15 protein-coding genes and 1 tRNA gene are annotated in these 19161 nt (G+C 66.8%); 7 read left to right on the plus strand and 9 right to left on the minus strand.

Annotation, left to right across the window (positions count from 1 at the left end):
* Nucleotide 1: 1 nt before the first annotated feature.
* From C458_RS12680 to C458_RS12695, 4 genes are read right to left on the minus strand one after another with little or no spacing between them, the layout of a single operon-like run.
* The gene (locus C458_RS12680; RefSeq protein ID WP_008576205.1) at nt 2-2011 is read right to left on the minus strand and encodes a SpoVR family protein; all 2010 of its coding nucleotides are present in this window, start codon (nt 2009-2011) and stop codon (nt 2-4) included.
* A complete protein-coding gene (locus C458_RS12685; protein WP_008576206.1) occupies nt 2008-3327 on the minus strand; it encodes a YeaH/YhbH family protein in 1320 nt (439 codons plus the stop codon). Before C458_RS12685 ends, C458_RS12680 begins: the two co-directional genes overlap by 4 nt.
* Nucleotides 3318-5591 (minus strand): PrkA family serine protein kinase, encoded by a 2274-nt coding sequence (locus tag C458_RS12690; RefSeq protein WP_049896889.1) that lies wholly within the window; start codon nt 5589-5591, stop codon nt 3318-3320. The genes C458_RS12685 and C458_RS12690 overlap by 10 nt, the downstream gene beginning before the upstream one ends.
* Nucleotides 5592-5593: 2 nt before the next feature.
* Nucleotides 5594-7666, minus strand: a complete 2073-nt coding sequence (locus tag C458_RS12695; protein ID WP_008576209.1) for a PrkA family serine protein kinase — start codon at nt 7664-7666, stop codon at nt 5594-5596.
* A 559-nt stretch (nt 7667-8225) separates the two neighbouring features.
* Here C458_RS12695 and C458_RS12700 point away from each other — a divergent pair.
* Nucleotides 8226-8606 carry a DUF5820 family protein gene (locus tag C458_RS12700; protein ID WP_008576210.1) on the plus strand — a complete coding sequence of 127 codons (381 nt, stop codon included), beginning with the start codon at nt 8226-8228 and terminating at the stop codon, nt 8604-8606.
* A 24-nt stretch (nt 8607-8630) separates the two neighbouring features.
* A complete protein-coding gene (locus C458_RS12705; protein ID WP_004061267.1) occupies nt 8631-9080 on the plus strand; it encodes a UPF0179 family protein in 450 nt (149 codons plus the stop codon).
* 87 nt (nt 9081-9167) lie between these two features.
* On the opposite strand, the gene C458_RS12710 is transcribed toward C458_RS12705, so the two are convergent.
* Together C458_RS12710 and C458_RS12715 are read right to left on the minus strand one after the other, a co-directional pair.
* Nucleotides 9168-10034, minus strand: coding sequence for a succinylglutamate desuccinylase/aspartoacylase family protein (locus C458_RS12710; RefSeq protein WP_004061266.1), 867 nt, complete (start codon nt 10032-10034; stop codon nt 9168-9170).
* 120 nt (nt 10035-10154) lie between these two features.
* Nucleotides 10155-10640, minus strand: a complete 486-nt coding sequence (locus C458_RS12715; RefSeq protein WP_008576215.1) for a DUF309 domain-containing protein — start codon at nt 10638-10640, stop codon at nt 10155-10157.
* A gap of 131 nt (nt 10641-10771) precedes the next feature.
* On the opposite strand from C458_RS12715, the gene C458_RS12720 reads away from it, so the two are divergent.
* Nucleotides 10772-10855: transfer RNA gene (locus C458_RS12720), tRNA-Leu, on the plus strand.
* 844 nt (nt 10856-11699) lie between these two features.
* Here C458_RS12720 and C458_RS12725 read toward each other — a convergent pair.
* The gene (locus tag C458_RS12725; protein ID WP_004044672.1) at nt 11700-11969 is read right to left on the minus strand and encodes a hypothetical protein; all 270 of its coding nucleotides are present in this window, start codon (nt 11967-11969) and stop codon (nt 11700-11702) included.
* Nucleotides 11970-12060: 91 nt separating this feature from the next.
* On the opposite strand from C458_RS12725, the gene C458_RS12730 reads away from it, so the two are divergent.
* The 3 genes from C458_RS12730 (at nt 12061) to C458_RS12740 (ending at nt 14668) form a co-directional block, all read left to right on the plus strand.
* On the plus strand, nt 12061-12858 hold the full coding sequence (locus tag C458_RS12730) for an inositol monophosphatase (protein ID WP_008576219.1): 798 nt from the start codon (nt 12061-12063) through the stop codon (nt 12856-12858).
* Nucleotides 12859-12944: 86 nt separating this feature from the next.
* Nucleotides 12945-13415, plus strand: coding sequence for an Lrp/AsnC family transcriptional regulator (locus C458_RS12735; protein WP_004044674.1), 471 nt, complete (start codon nt 12945-12947; stop codon nt 13413-13415).
* Between the two features lie 134 nt (nt 13416-13549).
* Entirely contained in the window at nt 13550-14668 is a 1119-nt protein-coding gene (locus tag C458_RS12740; protein ID WP_008576221.1) for a DUF63 family protein, read from the plus strand.
* Between the two features lie 237 nt (nt 14669-14905).
* Here C458_RS12740 and C458_RS12745 read toward each other — a convergent pair whose 3' ends face one another.
* Nucleotides 14906-16594, minus strand: coding sequence for a YcaO-like family protein (locus C458_RS12745; protein ID WP_008576223.1), 1689 nt, complete (start codon nt 16592-16594; stop codon nt 14906-14908).
* A gap of 49 nt (nt 16595-16643) precedes the next feature.
* Nucleotides 16644-17471, minus strand: a complete 828-nt coding sequence (tbsP, locus tag C458_RS12750; RefSeq protein WP_004061260.1) for a transcriptional regulator TbsP — start codon at nt 17469-17471, stop codon at nt 16644-16646.
* 366 nt (nt 17472-17837) lie between these two features.
* Here tbsP and glyA point away from each other — a divergent pair, with 366 nt between their 5' ends.
* Complete coding sequence (glyA, locus tag C458_RS12755) at nt 17838-19085, plus strand: serine hydroxymethyltransferase (protein WP_008576225.1); 1248 nt, start codon at nt 17838-17840, stop codon at nt 19083-19085.
* The last annotated feature ends 76 nt before the right edge of the window (nt 19086-19161 follow it).

The following is a 19161-nucleotide window of genomic DNA, read 5'->3' on the forward strand; positions in this document are numbered from 1 at the left end:
CTCAGAGCCAGTCATCGGGCTTCGTGTCGTAGTCGACCTCGCCGGCGGCGATGCGGGCTTCCAGCTCGGGGTCGAGGTCGTGTTCCTCGAACGACTCGCCGTCGTACCGAATCCGGATGGCCCGCTCTTCGGGCGTCGGCTCGCGCCCCCGTCGGCGGGCGACTTCGACCTCGTGTTCGTCGAACTCCTTCGTGATGGTCATCAGGTTCACCGGCCGGCCCCAGAGGTGGTAGACGCGCTCCAAGACGCCCTTGGCCTGTTTCATGTCGAGGATGACGCCGTTGTACTGGTGGCCCAAGAGGAGCTCCCCGCGGTTGTCGAAGTTCCCGTCGTACACCGCGATGGTCGGCTTTCCGAAGTTGGTGAACTGGAACAGGAGCTTCTTTTTTACGTCGCGGTACTCCGACGAGGAGACGCGGAACTGCTGGGACGACTGGGAGTACTCGTAGGCGAAGTAGTGGTTCGCGCGGACGAACTCCTCGGAGAGGAACGCGTCGAGGAACGTCACATCGTTGTGACTCTCGCGAATCTCGCGCATCCGGTCCCAGCCGGCGGTCTTGTCCACGTCGGCGAGGGCGTCTTCGACGCTGTCGTACACCTCGTCGTCGAACATGTACCGCGAGAGCTGTTCGAGTTCGGAGCGCCGAATCCGGCTGAGGAACCCGCGGTTCTGCGACTTGACGAGCGAGTAGTGTCGCTCCGCGAGCCCCTCGTAGGTGAGGAGCTTCCACGGGTAGGCATCGAGGTCGAGCGAGTCGTCGCCCGACAGCGCCCTGTCGAGAGTCTCGTGGTCGACTCTCGGGTCGTCGGGGCCGAGTTCGGACAGTTCGTCGAGGGAGTCGGCGCTGACGCCGTCGATAGCTGGGTCCGCCCGGAGCAGTTCCTGTACCTCGTCGAAGTCGACCGTCTCGTGGAAGTTGCGCCACGTGACGCCCGTCACGCGCAGGAGTTTGTCTGCGACCTCCGCGCGGTTCGTCGAGTTCTCGATGTACTCCCACAGCTCCTTGCCGAGCTTGTAGGGGTTGAGTCCGGGCGAGCCGAGGACGCGCGACTGGTGGTCGGCGTAGGTGATGAACTCGTCCGTGCCGGCGAATCGCTCGTCACCCATCATGAGCGACTCCCAGTAGGCCGCCCAGCCCTCGTTCATCACCTTCGTCATCTTCTGGGCGGCGAAGTAGTACGCCTCCTCGCGGAGCATGTCGAGGACGTCCTTCTGCCACGGCTCCATCTCCTCGGCCTTGCCCGTCTCCTCGTCGTACCGCATGCCGTGTTCGCGGACGTACGCGAGCACGTCCTTCCGGGGGTCGGTGAGCTTCGCGGCCTCGCGTTCGGCCTCTTCGACCCCTTCGAGCCACGCGTCGTCGAACACCTCGCGGCGCACGTCGTCGGAGATGTCGAGGCTGTCCAACTGCGCGCGGATGTCCTCGGGGATGCGGCCGTCCTCGTCGGCGGCGGCCTCGCGGATGGTCCGGTGTTGGTCGATGGTGTCTTCCAGACAGAGGACGGCGTCGATGAACTTCTCCACGTCGTCCCGGCTGATGTCCGGGTTTTCCACGTACCGCTCGATGGTCTGGGCGTGGCGCTCGAGCATCGCGGCGGCGGCGAACTGCCCCTCGTCGGAGAACAGCCCGAACCACTGGTTGTTCTTGAAGAAGTCCGAGTGCGCCTCGACGTGGGTGATGACGGCCTTCTGGTCGGCCAGCGAGTTCGACTCCTGGAGGAAGGCGTTCGCCGGGTCGTCGTTGTTGACGATTTCGAACGCCTTGCCCATGCCGAACTGGTCGGTCTTCCGCTGGCGGTCGTAGGTCATCCCCCACCGCCAGTGCGGATACCGCTCTTGGAACCCGCCGTAGGCGATGAGCTGGTTCATCTCGTCGTAGTTGACCACCCAGTAGTTCACCGGGTAGGGGTCGAGTCCGAGCTTCTTGGCGAGCGCGCCGGCCTCCCGGACGGGCTCGTCGAGTCTGGCGGCCTCGCGCTGTGCGTCTCTGCGGTGTCGTCTGAAACTCATTCTGCTGTCGCCTCCGTGCTGAGGATGGTGTAGATGGCGTCGATGACGTCGTCGGGCTCCGAGACGTACGCGACCACGACGTTACCCTGCTCTCCGAGGCTCCGTTCGACCTCTTCCGCGTGGGTTGCGTTGATTGCGGTCCCGCCGGGCTGGGTCTCCACGTAGGCGTGGAGGTTCGCGTTTATCTCCTGCATGAGCGGGACGACCCGCTCTTTCGTGTCGTTCGAGGAGTTCTCGGAGTCGCCCGCGGCGAAGACGTAGCGGTTCCACTCGCGCCACGGGTAGCGCTCGTCTAAGACCTCCTTGGCCAGTTCGTAGGCCGACGAGATTCGCGTCCCGCCGCCCGAGCGGATGCCGAAGAACTCGTCGCGTTCGACCTCCCACGCCTCGGCGTCGTGGGCGATGTAGACGAACTCGGCGTGGTCGTACTTGCCCGTGAGATACCAGTCCAGCGGCGTGAACGTGCGCTCGACGAGTTCGCGCTTCGTCTCCCGCATCGACCCCGACACGTCGCGGATGTTGACGACCACGACGTTCGACTGCTTCTTCTCGATGACCTCGGGGTGGCGGTAGCGCTCGTCCTCGCGGCGGAACGGAATCTCGCGGAGCCCCTCGCGGCGGATGCGCTGGATGGCCGTCGTCCGCTCGACGTTCTCCTCCATCTCCGCGAAGGTGGCCCACGTCCCGCGTTCGTCGTCCGGGATGCGGCTCCACTCGTCTTCTATCCACGCCATCGAGACGAGGATGTTGTTCTCGCGGCACCACTCGAACACCTCGCGGGCGGTGGTGCCCTCGACTTTCATCGCCTCGCGGACGAACTCCTCGTCGAAGTCCATCGCCAGCTTGCGCTTCAGGCCCTCCTTGAACAGGCGCTCGAAGTCGAGGGTGCTGTGGGGGCCGCTCCGGGTGATGTCGGTGAAGTCGCCTTCGACCTCCTCGACGACCTCCTTGCCCTTCGGTTCGAGTTCGAGGCCGAGTTCCTCGTCCAACGCCTCTGCGAACTGCTCGGGGTCCATCTCGTAGTACTCGTGTTCGGCCCCCTCCTCGCCGGGGTCGCCGTCTTCGCCCTCGCCGTCGCCGGGCTCGGGCTGGCCGAGCGGCTGGCCCACGTCGGGCGTGCCGCCTTTCCCCTGCCCGACGCCGCCCATGTCGAGGCGGTCGTACTTGAACTCCGGCAGGTCCACGACCTTGATTGGTATCTTGATGTCCTTCGAGCCGGACGCGCCGAGGTCGCCGTAGGAGATGAACTCCTTGAGGTCTTCGCGTCGCTCTTCGCCCACTTCGCGGAATCGTTCGAGGTCGTCTCTCAGTCCCATGTGTGGCTCACCTCCTTCATCACGGCACGGCTGGTCAGTTCGGCCGACGCGGCGGTGTAACCGCGGTCGACCAGTTCGTCGATGGTGCGTGCTTTCACCCGCGCCGTCTCGGTGTTCGCCGGCGGGTCGTCCCACTGGCGGGGGTCGAGGTCGGAAAACAGCCGGCGCACGTCCTCCCAGTCGTGGGTTTCGAGCACCGTCCGGATGACCGGAATCTCGGTGAGGTCCACGTCGGAGACGGTAAAGCCCTCGTCGCGGTTCTCCCACGCGTAGCGGTTGAGCGCGGTGATGACCTTCTCGTTGCGGAACTCCTCGACCGACTCGGAGGGCTCGTTGCCCTCGTAGTCGTCCGGCGAGAAGCGCCCGAGGTGCTCGGTCTCGAACAGCTTCATCAGAAGCGGGTCGGGGTCGACCGGCCCGCGTTCGGTCTCTATCTGTCCGTCGGACGCCCACGCGTAGACGTGTTCGACGTACTCCTCGACCGTCTCGCGCTCGACCCCTTTGTCCGCGAGGAGCGCGTCGAGCACGTCGGCCTCCTGCTGGTCGAAGATGTACGATTTGACGGCCGCGATGCGGCCCTCGTACTCCGAGGACTCCGCCCGCGAGAACACGGGCGCGTCCGAGAGTTCTGCGACCATCTCGTCGAGCACGTCGGTCGGCATCACCACCGACGACACGTCGAGGTCGGGGTGTCTGCGGTCGATGCGGTCGTGGAGCAAGTCAGCGATGACATCGCGGGTGAACGTCACGGGAATCCCGTGGGTCCCCTCGGCGTCGCCGACGAACTCGAACGCGGACACCTCGCGGCGCTGGTCACCGACTTGCAGGTAGCCGCGGTCGAACAACAGCGCCTTGTCCACGAGGTCGAATTCGAGGTCCGGGTCGCGCGGCACGTCGTCGTCGTCGAGGCGGGTTACGACGCTGTATAGCGCGGCGGCCTCGACGGTGTGGGGCGCGAGTTCGCGGGTGCGGACCTCGCCCGGTCCCTCGCGGACGTCCAATGCGACGGCCTCTGCGACGCGGTCGGCCATCGCCTCGGGGTCGTCGGTCCAGACGCTCGTCTCGTTGGTCAGTTCGCGGCGGATGAGTTCGGCCTCCAGCGAGAGGTTCGTCAGGTAGCGGAACTCGTGTTTGTTGAGCCGGCGCTTGAGCGCCTTCAGCGGGTCGCGGCCGTTCCGGTCGGCGTACTTGTCGAGTTCGGCGTCGAGGTCGGGGTTCGAGATGATGACGAGCTGGGTGTCGATGTCCATCCCGATTCCCTTGTCCAGTTTGACGTGGCCCTCGTCGGGGACGTTCAGGAGCTTCTGGAGCAGGTCGGCGTGCTGGGTGGCGTCCTCGACGATGGTGAGGAGGCCGTTACCCTGCGAGAGCACCCCGTCGTAGCTGAACGCCTGCGGGTTCTTGCGCCCTCGGGAGTTCAGTTCGCGGAGCATGCTCGGCATCCACGACCCCACCAGTCGCTCCTTGGGCGAGCCGTCGTCCTCCGAGTGGAGGACGCCGACGCCGCGGCCGACGTCGACGACGTAGTTCTTCACCCGGAGGTGTTTCGGGTCGGTGACGGCGCTGAAGAGGTCCTGCTTGCCCGCTCTGCGGAACTCCTCTTCGAGGTAGGTGTACGCCTCCAGACAGAACGGGTCGAGGTCCTCGTCCACGTCCACGGGGATGTGGTCGCCGTTCCTGCTGTTGAGGTCGGACAGCAGTCGCTTGCGCACGTCGGCGGGGAACACCGAAAGCGGGTGCGACTGGACCGGGCTCTCGTACCAGTCCTCGTCGGCGGCGTCTACCTCGCCGCCGTAGGACAGCCCGCGGGTGTCGTCGGCGTTGGCGACGTTCCACTCGACGGTGTAGCGCCGCCCCGCATCGGTCTTCGAGTACTCCCGGAGACCGTTGATGAGACAGCGTTTCAACTCGGATTTCCCCGTGGCCGTCGGGCCGTCGAACCAGACGATTTTCTCGGCCTTGCCGCGGTCGGCGGCGATGGTCCGCAGGTCGTCGACGAAGGCGTTGAGCACCTCCGTGTTGCCGAGGACCGCGTGCTCGCCGTCGTTGGCGGGGTCGTCGAAAAAGCGGTAGCGCTGTTTCTCCTCGCCCTGTTCGACCACCTGCCGAGTCCCCATCGACTCGATGGCTTCCAAGAGGTACTTCGACGCGTGGGAGGCGATAGACGGCGACTCGAACGCGGCGTCGACGTACTCGCCGAGGCTCATCGGCTCCTCGTAGGTGCCGCGGAGCGCCTCGTCCGCCTCGCGGATGTAGTCTCGCATGGTCACCCTTCGAGCTCGGTCTTCGCCACCTCCGCACCGGCGAACTCGAGCACCTCCCGTGCGCCGTCGCGCGAGTAGCCCTGGTCGACGAGCGCGTCGATCCACGCGTTGCGCTCGTCGTCGTCCAGCTCGTTCGCGCTCACGAGCGCCGAGAAGTTGATGTTGTGCTTCTTGTCCTCCCAGAGCTTGCGTTCGAGGGCGCGGCGGAGGCGGTCGTTGTCCTGCGGGTTGAACGACGTGCCTTCGCGGGCGCGCCGGGAGACCCAGTTGGAGACCTCCTGTCGGAAGTCGTCCTTGCGGTCCTCGGGGATGTTGAGCTTCTCTTCGACCGCGCGGAGGAACTTCTCGTCGGGCTCTTGGTCGCGACCCGTCAGTTCGTCTTCGACCGTCGCGTCGTCGATGTACGCCATGACGTGGTCCATGTACTTCTCGCCCTGCCGGCGAATCTCGTCGATGTCGTAGGCGAGGGCGTGGCGCACGTCCTCGATGGCGCGCTCTTTGTACTCCTCGCGGACCATCTCGAGGTAGCGGTGGTAGCGTTCGAGGTTCTCCTCGGGAATCGACCCGTGGTTTTCGAGGTTCTCTTCGAGGTGGGTGAACGAGGACAGCGGCGAGAGGTAGCCCCGGCCGCGGTGGGTCGCGTCCATGATGGCCTCGGCGATTTCGTCGCCGATGAACCGGGCGGAGACGCCGTCCATCCCCTCTGCGATGTCGGCTTTCGTCTCGCCTTCCTCGCGGAGTTTGCGCACGTCCACGTCGTCGCCGTCGTCCAACTCGCCGTTGTAGGCCTTCGCCTTCTGAACGAGCGAGATGGTGTCGGAGTCGGGTTCGACGATGCGCGTCAGGACGCCGAACAGCCCGGACATCTCCAGCGTGTGCGGCTCGACGTGGATGTCGGGCACGTCGGCGTTGCGGAGCATCTTCCGGTAGATTTCGGCCTCCTGTTCGTACTCGAGGACGTACGGGAAGTCGATGCGTTTCGTCCGGTCGTTGAACGCCTCCATCTTCTCGTCGCCCTTCTTCTCGCGGTATTCGGGCATGTTCGTCCGCCCGACGATGACTTGGTCGATGTCGATTCGGGGGTTGTTCTTCGGCTTGATGGTCTGTTCCTGCGAGGCGTGCAGGAAGTCGTAGAGGAACTCCCGTTGGAGCTTCAGCAGTTCCTCGCCGGAGAAGATGCCGCGATTCGCGTTACAGAACGCGCCGGCGTAGTCGAACGCCCGCGGGTCGGACTCGCCGTACACCGCGAGCTTCGAGTAGTTGACGTCGCCGGTGAGTTCGGTCTCGTCTTGGTTCTTCTTGTCTTTCGGCTCGAACGTCTCGATGCACTGGCGTTTGTTCTCGGAGGCGACGAGCCGGACGACTTCGATGTGGTTCTCGACGACCTCCTCTAAGTCGTCGTCGTAGTGGGCGAGCAGTCGGTCCATGTAGAACTCCGAGGCGGGGTCCAGCGCCTGGTCGTTCCGGATGGTGTACGGCGCGTCGAGGTTCTCGTTCAACTGCTCGATGACCACGTCGCGCTGTTCCTGCGGGAGCAACACGAGCGGGTCTTGGTTCATCGGCGACGTGACCACGTCGTCGGAGGGGTCCTGGTCGCGGATGACGTCGCCGAGGTTCGTCCACCGGAAGGTGTACATCCGCCCCTCGTCGGACATGGTGTAGTCCTCGAAGTAGCGGCGGGAAATCCAGTCGAAGTGGGACTTCCCGGAGCCGACGGGACCCAAGAGGAGTTTGATGCGTTTTTCGGGGCCGAGGCCGCGGGCCCCCGATTTCACCTTGTTGACGAACTCGTGAATCGACTCGTGCACTTCGCGGCCGTAGAAGACGTTCTCCCCGTCGTGAAGGGGGTCTTCGGAGGCCATGAGGTACTCCACGACGCCCGCGTCCTCGTCGTAACGGGTGCCGTAGAAGTCGAACATGTCCGCCACGCGCTGGTGGGCGTTGCGAGCGATCTTTGGGTGGGCGTAGACCTCTTCCAAGTACCACTCGAAACTCTTCGCCTCGCGGAGGTCCGCGGGCACGGAGTCTTTGTAGTGCTTGCTCAGGTCTGCGAGTGTTTCAATTTCGCCGGTCATTGTTCGTGGAGCCTCGTCGGACCAGCCGTCCGGAGACGACCGAGGGCGACGCGCCCGCGTTCGCGGGTCGCAGACGACACACCGCGAGCCACGGACCCGCGGCGACAGACCGCGGGCGGTGAATCGAAGTGCGTCGCCGCCGCTGCGCGCTCACGACGGGTCGGCGATGGGCGACAGAATCGGCGATTTGCAGGCGATGCGCGACGGCTCGCTCGGCCCGGGGACCGAGACTAATATTGTTTGAGGGACGTTAGCATATAACGCTTTCTCCGGAATGGTAAACTGATTGTCTCGATGCCGGGGATTTCCGGATGCGTACCGGTCTCTCCCAACCGAATCCGACCCGGCGTGTAGCGATTTAATCAGCGATTCAGTCCGTTGGCGGTCCCGTTAATCGGGTCGGCTGGGATTCATGTCGTCGCCACCCGGTCACGTTCGAGAGGTGGGCCACGGCCGTCGAGCCGGCGTCGCGGCGACCGGCTCGACCGACTCGTCGAGCCCGAGCGGCGGTGGCGACGGAAGCGGGAAGGCTTAGGACGCGCGGCGGACTAGCACGCCCATGACCGACCTGCCCGACGGGTGGACGCTCTGGAACGACGAACCCGAGGGGCGGCGCATCCTCGCGTTTCGCCCGGACGTGTTCAACGAGAGCGCCTTTCCCGCCGAGTGTATGCCGACCGTGTTCGTGTGGAACGGCTCGCGGGCGAACCGCCCGGGCGCGACGCAGATACGAACCGAGACGTGGCACGCGGTGCTCTACCTCGAACCCGAAATCGAGGCCGTCGTCGAGGAGTTCGACTCCCGCGAGGCGGCCGTCGACGGCGCGACCGACATCGCCGGGCGCTTTTCGGACGGCGAGATAGACTACCGGAGCGCCTACCAACTCCCCCGCGAGGACTACTTCGAGAAACTCGACGAACTGACCGGGCGGGAGCCTTAACCACCTCGCAGGAGAATCCCCGCTATGACCTCCGTCACGCTTGTCGGTGCCCGCCTGACCGACCCCGGCACCGAGTTCGTCTACCACGGTGAATCGAGCGCCTGCGAGGGCTGTCCGTATCGCCGCCAGTGTCTCAACCTCACCGAGGGCGTCCGCTACCGCGTCCTCGACGTGCGCGAGAACACGCAGGTCCTCGACTGCGCCGTCCACGACGAGGGCGTCCGCGCCGTCGAAGTCGAGCCGGCCCCGGTCACGGCGAACGTCCCCTCGAAAGGCGCGTACGCCGGGAGCAAGGCCAGCCTGCAAGGTCCCTGCCCGCACACCGAGTGCCCGAGCCACGAGTACTGCGTCCCCGAAGGGGCGGAGTTCGACCAGGAGTACCGCATCCACGACGTGCTGGGCGACCCCCCGCACGACCACTGCCACCTCGACCGGAACCTGACGCTCGTCGAGTTCGAACCCGCCGACGAATAGGGCTTTTTCGCGGTTCGCGCCACCGACGCGGTCGCTGATTCGTGGGGAGGGCGACGAACGGACGGGAGCAACGAGAGAACCGACCGACTACGGGAGCGTGCCGACTTTCTCGCCGGCGTAGCCGAAGATGTCCGCGTAGCCGTACGCCGAGAGGAGAATGGGGTAGAAGTCGCGGTCGGCGACGAACTGCTCGGCGTCGGCGCGGGCGAACGTCTCGCCGGCGACGACGGGTTCGAAGTTGGTCGCGTGGACCTCGTACTGGTCGGCCGGCGGCTTGGGAAGCCGTTCGAGCAGGCGGAACACGTCGAGGCTGTTCTCCTCGGGGATGCCGAGTTTCAGGCGGTCGTCTTCGGTCTGCGACGCGGTGTCGTCCGGTGCGCCGCCCTCGCGTCCCCCGTCGCTCGCAACCGCGGGCGCGGGGAGGACGTTGGTCGCGGTGAGGAACGCCCGGATGAGCCAGTAGGCGTTGTCGGCGGCCTCGTCGGACTTCTGGAGGCCGGCTTCGACCTCGATGGTGTGGGCGTGCTCGATGAGGCGGCCCTCCGCGAAGTGGTTCGTCTCGACGGCCACGTCGACCGGGAGGCGTGGAAGAATCGACCGGGAGATGGCGTCGACGGCGTCCACGATGGCGAACGGTTCGGCGTACGACTGGGTGGAGTGAATCGAGAAGGCCGTGGTGCCGCGGACCTCGCGACCGAGGTCGTGGGCGAGGCGTCGTTCGTGGCTCTCGGCGTTGGGGTCGCCGGGGAACGCCCGGTTGAGGTCGTCGTCGAGGTAGCGCTCGTCGGCCGCCAGCGCCTCTTCGTTGGCGACGATGAGCTTCACCGGCCGTTCGACGTCGGGGTCCTCCGCGACGAATCGCTCGATGGCACGAGCACCACAGGGCTCGTCGCCGTGGATGGACCCGACGACGGAGACTTCCGGCGTGCCGTCACCGAGTTCGTAGATTCGCATTGCCGGTTCCTAGAACTGGACGCTAATGGACCTTTAGATTCTCCCGGTTCGCGCCGCTTTCGCGGACGCCCTCGCCGGGACGGCCGGGGCCAAATCGCCGGGAATCGCGGCCCAGCGCGGTCAGTGGTCGAGCCCCTCGACGTAGTCGTAGTCGGCGGGGTAGGCGGTCGCGCGGTGTCCGTCGAGGGCTATCTGCCAGCCGTGGAGCGCCGTCGGGTCGTCCAGCGCCGCCCGGAGCGTCTCGCGCACGTCGTCCACGTCGACGCCGTAGAAGTCGCTCGGGACGCCGCTGAGATACTCCAGCGCCGTCTCGAACAGCGACCGCATCCCGGCATCGTTCTCGAAGTCGAAGTGTTTGTACGCGCCGGCGGCGACCTGCACCATCCCGTGGAGGAAGGCGCTTTCGGCGGTCCCCGCGCCGTAGTTGTACCACTCGTCTTCGAAGCAGTCGTGGCTCTCGTGGAAGTCACCGGCGTTGAACAGGCGGACGCCGTGTTCGACCGCCCGCCGGAGCGTCGCGTGCTCCCACATCCGCAGGTCGTCGTCCCACCCCGTCGGGTTGCCGAGCGGCGGGGCGACGCTCGGGTCGCGGGTGTGTTCGTCCATGTGAGTCAGGGCGACCGGAAGGCCGGTAACTCCATCGGTGGCGACGCCACGGACTCGTCGTCGAGCAGTTCGGCGGCCTCGTCTGACGTTTCGCAACGTTTTAGCGGTCCCCCTGTCGTACTTGAGTACGCGCGAGGGTAGCTAAGTCAGGAAAAAGCGGCGGACTCAAGATCCGCTCCCGTAGGGGTCCGTGGGTTCAAATCCCTCCCCTCGCACTTCTGTCGAAACACGACGCGATGACCGGTGGGTGCGTCCCGCGGGATTCGAATCCGGGCGTGTAAGCGGCCGCCGTGGAGTCGCGGCCCACCTTCCGCGGGCGAGCGCACGAACGCCGAGGTGGGTCACCGTTCCATATAAACCCGGCCGGGCGACCGCCGACGTCGTCTTTTCTACTCCGGTGGGCTGTTCGGCCACGCCGTCGCGACAGGGACGCCACGCGTCTCTAGAGACATCCCGAACAATTCATCATGAACAGACCACGTTTCCGGTGAAAATGGCCGGGAGAGAGCCGACCGATGTCGACATTCGACGGCGGCTTCAACTGATCTATCGGACGGTCTGACTATCGGCGTTCCCCGACTATTCAGAAAATATCAGAAACATTCATTATGATATCGGGCCTACGATAGTGTTGCCGGAAGCGCAAGAACTCACCGGACGACCAAACCGAATCCGTCGGGCGACGTGAAAGGCGTCGACGATGGTACGCATCGCAAGGTGCGGAGGAATGGAATCGACGCGAACACCGAGTCTTTCGTAACAGGAAGACGAGGTCAAAGTGCCGAAGAGGAACCGAAACAGCCCCGTAACCGCTCTGCGAGCGAGCGGCGGGAAGACCAAGTACCGGACCACGAGGAATCGGAGTTCGGGAAGTCGGCGCAAGCCGAATACGGTCGTGAGGGCCGTGGAAAACGTCTTCCGTCCGGGTTCTAATTGCGGATTCTGGCTTTTCCGTTGTTCGCCCTTCGAGCGGGCGAGCCGTCCCGCGCGGCGGCGCAGTTTACGACACGACGACGCGACGCGTCGGGTCGCCGGTACGGGAGCGACGTTCCGCCCTGATTACGGCTGTACCAACTGACTCATCAGCCGGAGATACTCCGAGGCGACGAGCGGTTCGTCGGCCGCGGTCCGCTCGACGGCCGCCACGCCGTGTTTCAGTTTCTCCTTGAGCGGGCTCGGCGGCACCTTGTGGCCGAGCACCCGAGACGCTTCCTCGACGTGTTCCAGCGCGGTTTCGGCGTCACCGGCTCTGACCGCCGCTCTGGCGTCGTCGAACGAGTCCGCGAGCGACTCGCGGACCCGCGCCGGGAGGTCGATAGCGTCTGACACGCCACGAGCTAAACCGCCCATCGACATAAGCCACCGGGCCGCGTCGCCTCCGGGTCGGTGGATATAGGCACCTGCCGGTTCTGTCACGCCCATGAACGAACTCGACGCCCGGGCGGACCGGGCACAGCGCGCGGCCCGCGACGGCGGCGCAGTCGCGCGGCGCGCCTTCAGAACCGGCATCGCCGTCGAGACGAAAGGCGGGAAGACGGACGTGGTCACGCAGGCCGACAAGGACGCCCAGCGCCGCGTCGTCGAGCGAATCCGCGGTGCGTTCCCCGACGAACCCATCGTCGGCGAGGAGGAAGACGAACGCAAATCGGTTCCCGAGTCGGGCCCGGCGTGGGTCGTCGACCCCATCGACGGCACGAACAACTTCGTCCGCAACGTGCCGGTCTGGGCGACCGCGGTCGCCGCCGTCCGCGACGGCGATCCCGTCGCGGCGGCCAACTACCTGCCCGCGCTCGACGACTGCTACGCGGCCGACGACGAGACGGCCTCCCGAAACGGCGAGGAGATATCGGTGAGCCAGCGCGACGACCCCGAGACGTGTACCGTCTGTCCGACGTTCTGGTGGGACTACGACGACCGCGACGAGTACGCCGCCGCGGCCCGCGCCATCGTCACGCGCTTCGGCGACCTCCGTCGCTACGGGAGCATGCAGGTCGTGCTCTCGTACGTCGCCGACGGCTCGCTCGACGGCGTTATCACGAACAAGCGGGCGAACCCGTGGGACTCGGTCGCCGGCGCGCACCTCATTCGAATGGCCGGGGGTACGGTCACGGACCTCGACGGCAACGAGTGGCGACACGATTCGGAAGGCCTCGTCGCCTCGAACGGGCACGTCCACGACGCGGTGCTGGAGGCGGTCCGCGAAATCGACGGGCGGTAGACGGGCGACCCCCGAACGGTGCTCGCCGCGGGCGCGAGTGTGCACCCATCGCAAGTGCGAAGTTACCCCCCGTCAGAAGGGATAGCATGGACCTCGACGCGACGGACCGGGCGATTCTCCGGATTCTGATGGAGGACGCGCGGACCCCGTTCAGCGAAATCGCCCGCAGAATCGACATGTCGAGCGCGACGGTTCACGACCGGGTCGGTCGGATGGAAGACGCCGGCGTCATCGAGGGCTACCACGCCCACGTCGACCCGCGGCAGGTCGGGCTGGGAACCTCCGCGCTGGTCGGGTTCCGAGTCAAGCAGGGCCGCGAGAAAGAGGCGCTCCAGCAGCTCCGCGACATCGACGGCGTCCAAGAGATCAACCTCACCACCGGCGAGTGGGACGTGATGCTCCGGGTGTACGCCGAGGACACCGACGCCCTGCGCGAGCTCATGTTCGACCACATCGCCGAACTCGACGGCTTCTCGCGGTCCCAGACGATGGTCATCCTCGGGACCGAGTACGACGACCCGGTGTTGCCGATTCGCGAGCCGGACGACGAGGACTGAACCCCACCGCGGGGCCGACTCGCAGCGACGGGAACTGACTCACTCCGCCGAGGCGTGCGCCGGGAGTGCGAGAGACCGGAACCCTCAACAGGCCCGCCGTCGGGGTATCGGCTATGGCAACGGTAGCAGAGCGAATGGGTCTCGACTCCGAGCGCCTCTGGGGGCTCGGCGTCGCGGCCATCCTCGTCGCCCTCGTCGGCGGGTCGCTCGCGTTCCCTCGCGTCGTCTACGACGGCTTCATCTGGCACTACTTCTGGGGCCCCGTCCAGGCCGACGCGAACTCGGCCGTCTGCGCGGTTCGCGCGGGCGGCGTCACCCAGTACCTCGACACGGCGTCGGCGTGCGCCGCCGCGGCCGAACCCGTCGCGTACCCCGGCTACACGCTCGTCTCCGAGGTCGGCTACATGGTCACGCTCGTCATCGCCCTCTCGGGCGTCGTGTTCCTCCTCCGCCGCCTCGACATCGGCGAGCGCCCGCGGTTCTTCTACGCGCTCTTTCCGTTCATGCTGTTCGGCGGCGCGTTCCGCGTGGTCGAGGACGCCAACGACGCCCCCGGCGTCGCCGACGCCCTCATCACCTACCCGCTGAACACGCTCGTCATCAGCCCGGTCATCTACGTGACCGTCTTCGCGATCACCCTCGTCGCCGTCGTCGGGAGCGTCCTCGCCGAGCGACGGGGAATCGTCGACGACTACGTGAAGCCGCTGTTCGGAGCCGGCCTCGCCGTGCTCGCGGTCACGCTCGGCTACCTCCTGTGGGCCGGCCTCACCGGCGCGCAGGGCGCGACGTTCTACCCGCAGGTGCTCGCCGTCATCCTCGTCGGCGCGACGCTCACCGCCGCGGCGACGTGGTGGCTCGTCGAGCGCTTCGCCCCCGAAGTCAACGAGGGGACGGGATACATCGGCCTCGTCGTCATCTGGGGCCACGCCATCGACGGCGTGGCGAACGTCATCGGCCTCGACTGGATGACCGACCTCGGCGCGGGGAACAACCTCGTCCCGAAGCACCCGGTGAACCAGGCGGTCGTCGACTTCACCTCCTCCACGCTCCCCGAGTCGGTGCTGGCCGTCACGGGCGACGCGTGGCCGTTCCTGCTCGTCAAGCTCGTGGCCGCGACGGCCGTCGTCTGGGTGTTCGACGAGCAGATATTCGAGGATAGCCCGCGCTACGCAATCTTGCTTCTCATCGCCGTCCTCGCGGTCGGGCTCGGGCCGGGGAGCCGCGACATGCTCCGCGCGACGTTCGGCGTCTAATCGACCCGCCGTCTCCTCTGTTCCGGCCGCTCGTTTCCGCGCTCCGACCCCTCGTCCCCCTCCCGACGAAGCTTCAAGTACCGAGCCGCGGCCAGCACCGCTGTATGCTGTGACGCAGGCCGCGCGGCGGCTCGCGGATGTTCGGCACACCGCCGCGCGGGGACGATTCGGTCGCCTCCCACGTGATCCCAGTGCCGACTGTCAGCCACGAACCCCACGAGATGCGTGACTCGCCAGCTACGGGAACGGGTGGAACTCGCGGTCCAGTCGCGGTTCGAAGCCGAGGTCTCGCGGCACCGACTCGGCGCGGTCAGCGAAGTACGGCTCACCGATAAACAGCGGTTGCGCCGCCGGCACGACCACGCGGACCGCCTCGAAGCCGAGTCGCGCCACGTCGCGCGGGGTGGTCCGCGCCGCGTAGGCGTCGAGACCGGCGTCTGTGACCGCCGAGACGACCGCGTCGAGTTCGGCCGCGCCTTCGGGGACTTCGTCGGGAGCGACCGAGTCCGCGGGGAGCGTCGCGTCCGGCGAGACGAACGTCCGCGCCGGCTTCGGGAAGTCGGCGTAGGTCGCAATCGCACCGCCCTGCGTCGCGGCCTGCTCCGGCCCCATCCCGCGAAGTTCGGTCCAGTTCTGAAGTGCCTCCGCCAGCGCCGACCGAGCGGCGCGGTTCGCGTCGAGGGCCGCGCCGGAGCCCATCGCGAACTTCGGCCACTCGTCCTCGCGGTGGACGGCCACCGCCACGACCGGCACGTCCACGTCCTGCGTCACGAGGAGCGCAGTCACCTCCAGGGACTCAGAGCGGGCGCGGGCCGCCAGCGTCTCGAACGTCCCGTCCGTCACGTCCAGCCCGAGCGGGTCGAACGTCGAGTACCACGCGAGCATCGTCGCGTCGCGCTCGACGACCTCGTAGAGCCCCGAGAGAATCGCCTCGGCCCCGGAGTTACCGAGGCCGAGACCGGTCGTAATCGACGGCTTGTGTCGCTCCGACGGCGGCGGGTAGTGGACGAACTCCGCCGGGAGCGAGACGGTCGCCCCGGTCGCGAGGTCCTCGCCTTCGACCCACCGAATCGGTTCGTCGGAGTCAGGGTCGCGGAACGAGTCGGGTCTGACGAAGCGACTCGGCGGCACCGCGGCCGGCCGGGACGCCGCGGGCGCGACGGCGAACTCGCTCGCGCGGTAGACGCCCGCCGAGTAGCGTTCGAGCGCCTCGCCGAGCGCCTTCATGTAGGCCTCGTCCCAGCCGGCGGCCGCGCCGCCGGCGAGTTCGGCCGCCCGAGCGTCGGCGTACACCGTCGTGTCCGCCGTCTGCGCGACGTAGTACGGCAGCGGGAACGACTCGCGCTCCCCGACCTGCCTGACGATGCCGACGCGGTCGTCCACGGCCGATTCGGCCCGCGCGAGCGCGTCGTCTAACTCGACGGCGCGGAAGTCGCGGTCGAGGGTTCGGTCCCGCTCCGTCGGCGACGGAGTCGGGAGAAACGACCGCTCGGGGCCGGGGACTTCGACGACGGTCCCGGCCACGTCGTCGCCCGAGAGGAGCGCGATGCCGCGCCGTCCGGCCACCGCGCCGGCGAGTCGAACGGCCGCACGGTCGCCGCCGGGTCGACCCTCAGACTCCGTGGTAGACGCGACCCGCATCCGGAGGTCCGCGAAGTCGGCGCTTTCGGGGTCGAACGCCGAGACGGCCGCGTCGAGGTCGGGGACGGCGTGTCCGCCGACGCCGCCGATTTCGACCGCGAGCCAGCGCGAAGCGGCTTCGTCGGCCGCGTCGAAGGCGTCGCTGCCGGCCGCGGCGACGACGAAGCCGAGGTCGAACGAACCGAGCGAGTCGGGGGTCGTCTCCGCGACCGTCGCGTCGATGTCGGCGCACGCCGCGCGAATCGACTCGGCGGCGGGACCGCTCCCGACGAGTCCGATGTCCATGCGCGCGACGAGGAGAGACGGAGGGAAAAAGCGAGGGGGTCGCGGTCGGCTACGCGTCGAGCAGTTTCTGGGCCTCGTCGGCCAGTTCGTCCGCGCCGGCGGCGACGAGCTCGTCCGCGCCGAGCTTCAGGCGGAGTCGCGGGCGGCCGACGTCGATGGGAACCTTCTCGGTGTCGATGAGGCCGAGCTCTTCGAGCTTCGTCTTCGTCCGGGAGAACGTCGCCTTGCTGGCGATGCCCACGTCCTCGCCCCACTTCGAGATGTCGTAGAGGAGGACCTCGTTGCGGGCGGCGACGAGCAGCGAGATGGTCACCTCGTCGAGGCCGTCGCCGTCGCCGCGGGCCGACGACAGCGAGCCGAGCACGGCATCGAAGTCGGCGAGCGTCTCTTCGCTGATGTCCTCACCGAGCGTCTCGCGAACGCGCGCGAGCGGCGGCGTCCGGAGCTTGAACTCGGGGGCGTCCTCCCAGTGGGCCTGATGGGCTTCGAACGCCGTCTCGACGAACGCCTCGTCGTCGGTGACGAGACCGGCGACCTTGTCCCCGGCGGCGACGAGCGCGACGACCGAGTTCGGCGTGACGAACAGCGTGTTCTCGACTTCGTCGGCGGCGGTTCGCATCGAGAGCGCGCCGTCGGCGACGAGGTTCGCGGCGTTCGAGGCGACGATGAAGTCGTCGAGCACGTCCTTCAGGACGCCCTCGTCGGCGACGAGCCGAATCTCCGGGAGGTCGCCGTCGATGTCTGTCGCCACGGCGACGAGCCCCTCGATGACCTCGGCGGTCGGGTTCGCGACCAACACCTCGTCTTCCGACGAGGAGAGGACGGACTGGATGATGTCTTCTACCCCCTCAGCGAGTAGATTAGAACGAATAGCCATAGCTTGAATATCGCCGGTAATATATTTAATATTAACGCAAGACGACCGGCAGAACGTATTCGAAATCGAGTTGTACCAACGCTGTATCGAGCGAATTGAGCTGCTAGTTTCAGAAATTTTACGTCTATCGAGGAGTGGGAAAATCGGTTCCGAACCGGAGGACTCGGTCGGAGCGTCGTCGTCGCCCGTGGGGTCTGACCCGAGTCGTCTGTTCGGCCCGGAGACACGACGACAGAGGCGGGTCTCGCGCGTTCGTGTATCTGTTCACGGTAGCACGCCACAGAATATACACGGGTGTGCAACACAACACCGGCAGGCGTAGCCAAATGGGACACATTTATGCCGTAATTGGACCGGATACTACGTATGGACTACAGCCACGTCCGCGACGTCGACCCCGCCGTGGCAGACGCCCTCGACGGCGAGGTCGAACGCCAGCGCGACACGCTCGCGATGATCGCCTCGGAGAACCACGTCAGCGAAGCGGTCCTCGAAGCACAGGGGAGCGCGCTGACGAACAAGTACGCCGAGGGCTATCCCGGCAAGCGCTACTACGCTGGCTGTGAGTACGCCGACGACGTGGAGAACCTCGCCGTCGAGCGCGCGAAGGAACTCTGGGGCGCAGAGCACGTCAACGTGCAGCCGCACTCCGGCACGCAGGCCAACATGGGCGTCTACCTCGCCATGCTCGACCCCGGCGACAAGATTCTCTCCTTGGACCTGACCCACGGCGGCCACCTGAGCCACGGCCACCCCGCGAACTTCACGGGCAAACTCTACGACGTCGAACAGTACGAAGTCGACGCCGAAACCGGCTACATCGACTACGACCAGCTCGCGGAGAAGGCCGCCGAGTTCGAACCGGACATCATCGTTTCCGGCTACTCCGCGTACCCGCGTGCGGTCGAGTGGGAGACGATTCAGGAGGTCGCCGACGACGTTGACGCGCTCCACCTCGCCGACATCGCCCACATCACGGGCCTCGTCGCCGCCGGCGTCCACCCCTCGCCGGTCGGCGTCGCCGACTTCGTCACCGGCTCGACCCACAAGACCATCCGCGCCGGTCGCGGCGGCATCATCATGTGCGACGAGGAGTACGCCTCCGACATCGACAGCGCCGTCTTCCCCGGCGGGCAGGGCGGTCCCCTCATGCACAACATCGCCGGCAAGGCGGTCGGTTTCAAAGAGGCGCTTCAGCCCGACTTCGAGGAGTACGCCCAGCAGGTCGTCGACAACGCGAAGGTCCTCGCCGAGACGTTCGAAGACCACGGTCTCAGCGTCGTCTCCGGCGGCACCGACACGCACCTCGTGCTCGTCGACCTCCGCGACTCGCACCCCGACCTCACCGGCGGCACCGCCGAGGAGGCGCTCGAATCGACGGGTATCGTGCTGAACGCGAACACCGTCCCCGGCGAGACGCGCTCGGCGTTCAACCCCAGTGGCATCCGCGCCGGCACGCCCGCGCTCACCACCCGCGGCTTCGGCGAAGACGAGATTCGCGAGGTCGGCGAACTCATCGTCAAGGTCGTCGACGCCCCCGAGGACGACGACGTGCTCGCGGAAGTCTCCGAGCGCGTACAGGAACTCTGCGACGCCAACCCGCTGTACGAGTAAGCGACGCCCGCGGGCGACCGCCGCGGTCCGGCGCGTTCGGTTTTTCAAACCCCTCTCCCGAGTAACACTATTACCC

This window comes from Haloferax sp. ATCC BAA-644 (assembly GCF_000336975.1).
Classification (GTDB): Archaea; Halobacteriota; Halobacteria; order Halobacteriales; family Haloferacaceae; genus Haloferax; species Haloferax volcanii.

Bases quoted from the DNA above. Each gene is read 5' to 3' on its own strand.
- C458_RS12680 (WP_008576205.1), bottom strand. From the start codon at position 2,011: ATGAGTTTCAGACGACACCGCAGAGACGCACAGCGCGAGGCCGCCAGA.
- C458_RS12685 (WP_008576206.1), bottom strand. From the start codon at position 3,327: ATGGGACTGAGAGACGACCTCGAACGATTCCGCGAAGTGGGCGAAGAG.
- C458_RS12690 (WP_049896889.1), bottom strand. From the start codon at position 5,591: ATGCGAGACTACATCCGCGAGGCGGACGAGGCGCTCCGCGGCACCTAC.
- C458_RS12695 (WP_008576209.1), bottom strand. From the start codon at position 7,666: ATGACCGGCGAAATTGAAACACTCGCAGACCTGAGCAAGCACTACAAA.
- C458_RS12700 (WP_008576210.1), top strand. From the start codon at position 8,226: ATGACCGACCTGCCCGACGGGTGGACGCTCTGGAACGACGAACCCGAG.
- C458_RS12705 (WP_004061267.1), top strand. From the start codon at position 8,631: ATGACCTCCGTCACGCTTGTCGGTGCCCGCCTGACCGACCCCGGCACC.
- C458_RS12710 (WP_004061266.1), bottom strand. From the start codon at position 10,034: ATGCGAATCTACGAACTCGGTGACGGCACGCCGGAAGTCTCCGTCGTC.
- C458_RS12715 (WP_008576215.1), bottom strand. From the start codon at position 10,640: ATGGACGAACACACCCGCGACCCGAGCGTCGCCCCGCCGCTCGGCAAC.
- C458_RS12730 (WP_008576219.1), top strand. From the start codon at position 12,061: ATGAACGAACTCGACGCCCGGGCGGACCGGGCACAGCGCGCGGCCCGC.
- C458_RS12735 (WP_004044674.1), top strand. From the start codon at position 12,945: ATGGACCTCGACGCGACGGACCGGGCGATTCTCCGGATTCTGATGGAG.
- C458_RS12740 (WP_008576221.1), top strand. From the start codon at position 13,550: ATGGGTCTCGACTCCGAGCGCCTCTGGGGGCTCGGCGTCGCGGCCATC.
- C458_RS12745 (WP_008576223.1), bottom strand. From the start codon at position 16,594: ATGGACATCGGACTCGTCGGGAGCGGTCCCGCCGCCGAGTCGATTCGC.
- tbsP (WP_004061260.1), bottom strand. From the start codon at position 17,471: ATGGCTATTCGTTCTAATCTACTCGCTGAGGGGGTAGAAGACATCATC.
- glyA (WP_008576225.1), top strand. From the start codon at position 17,838: ATGGACTACAGCCACGTCCGCGACGTCGACCCCGCCGTGGCAGACGCC.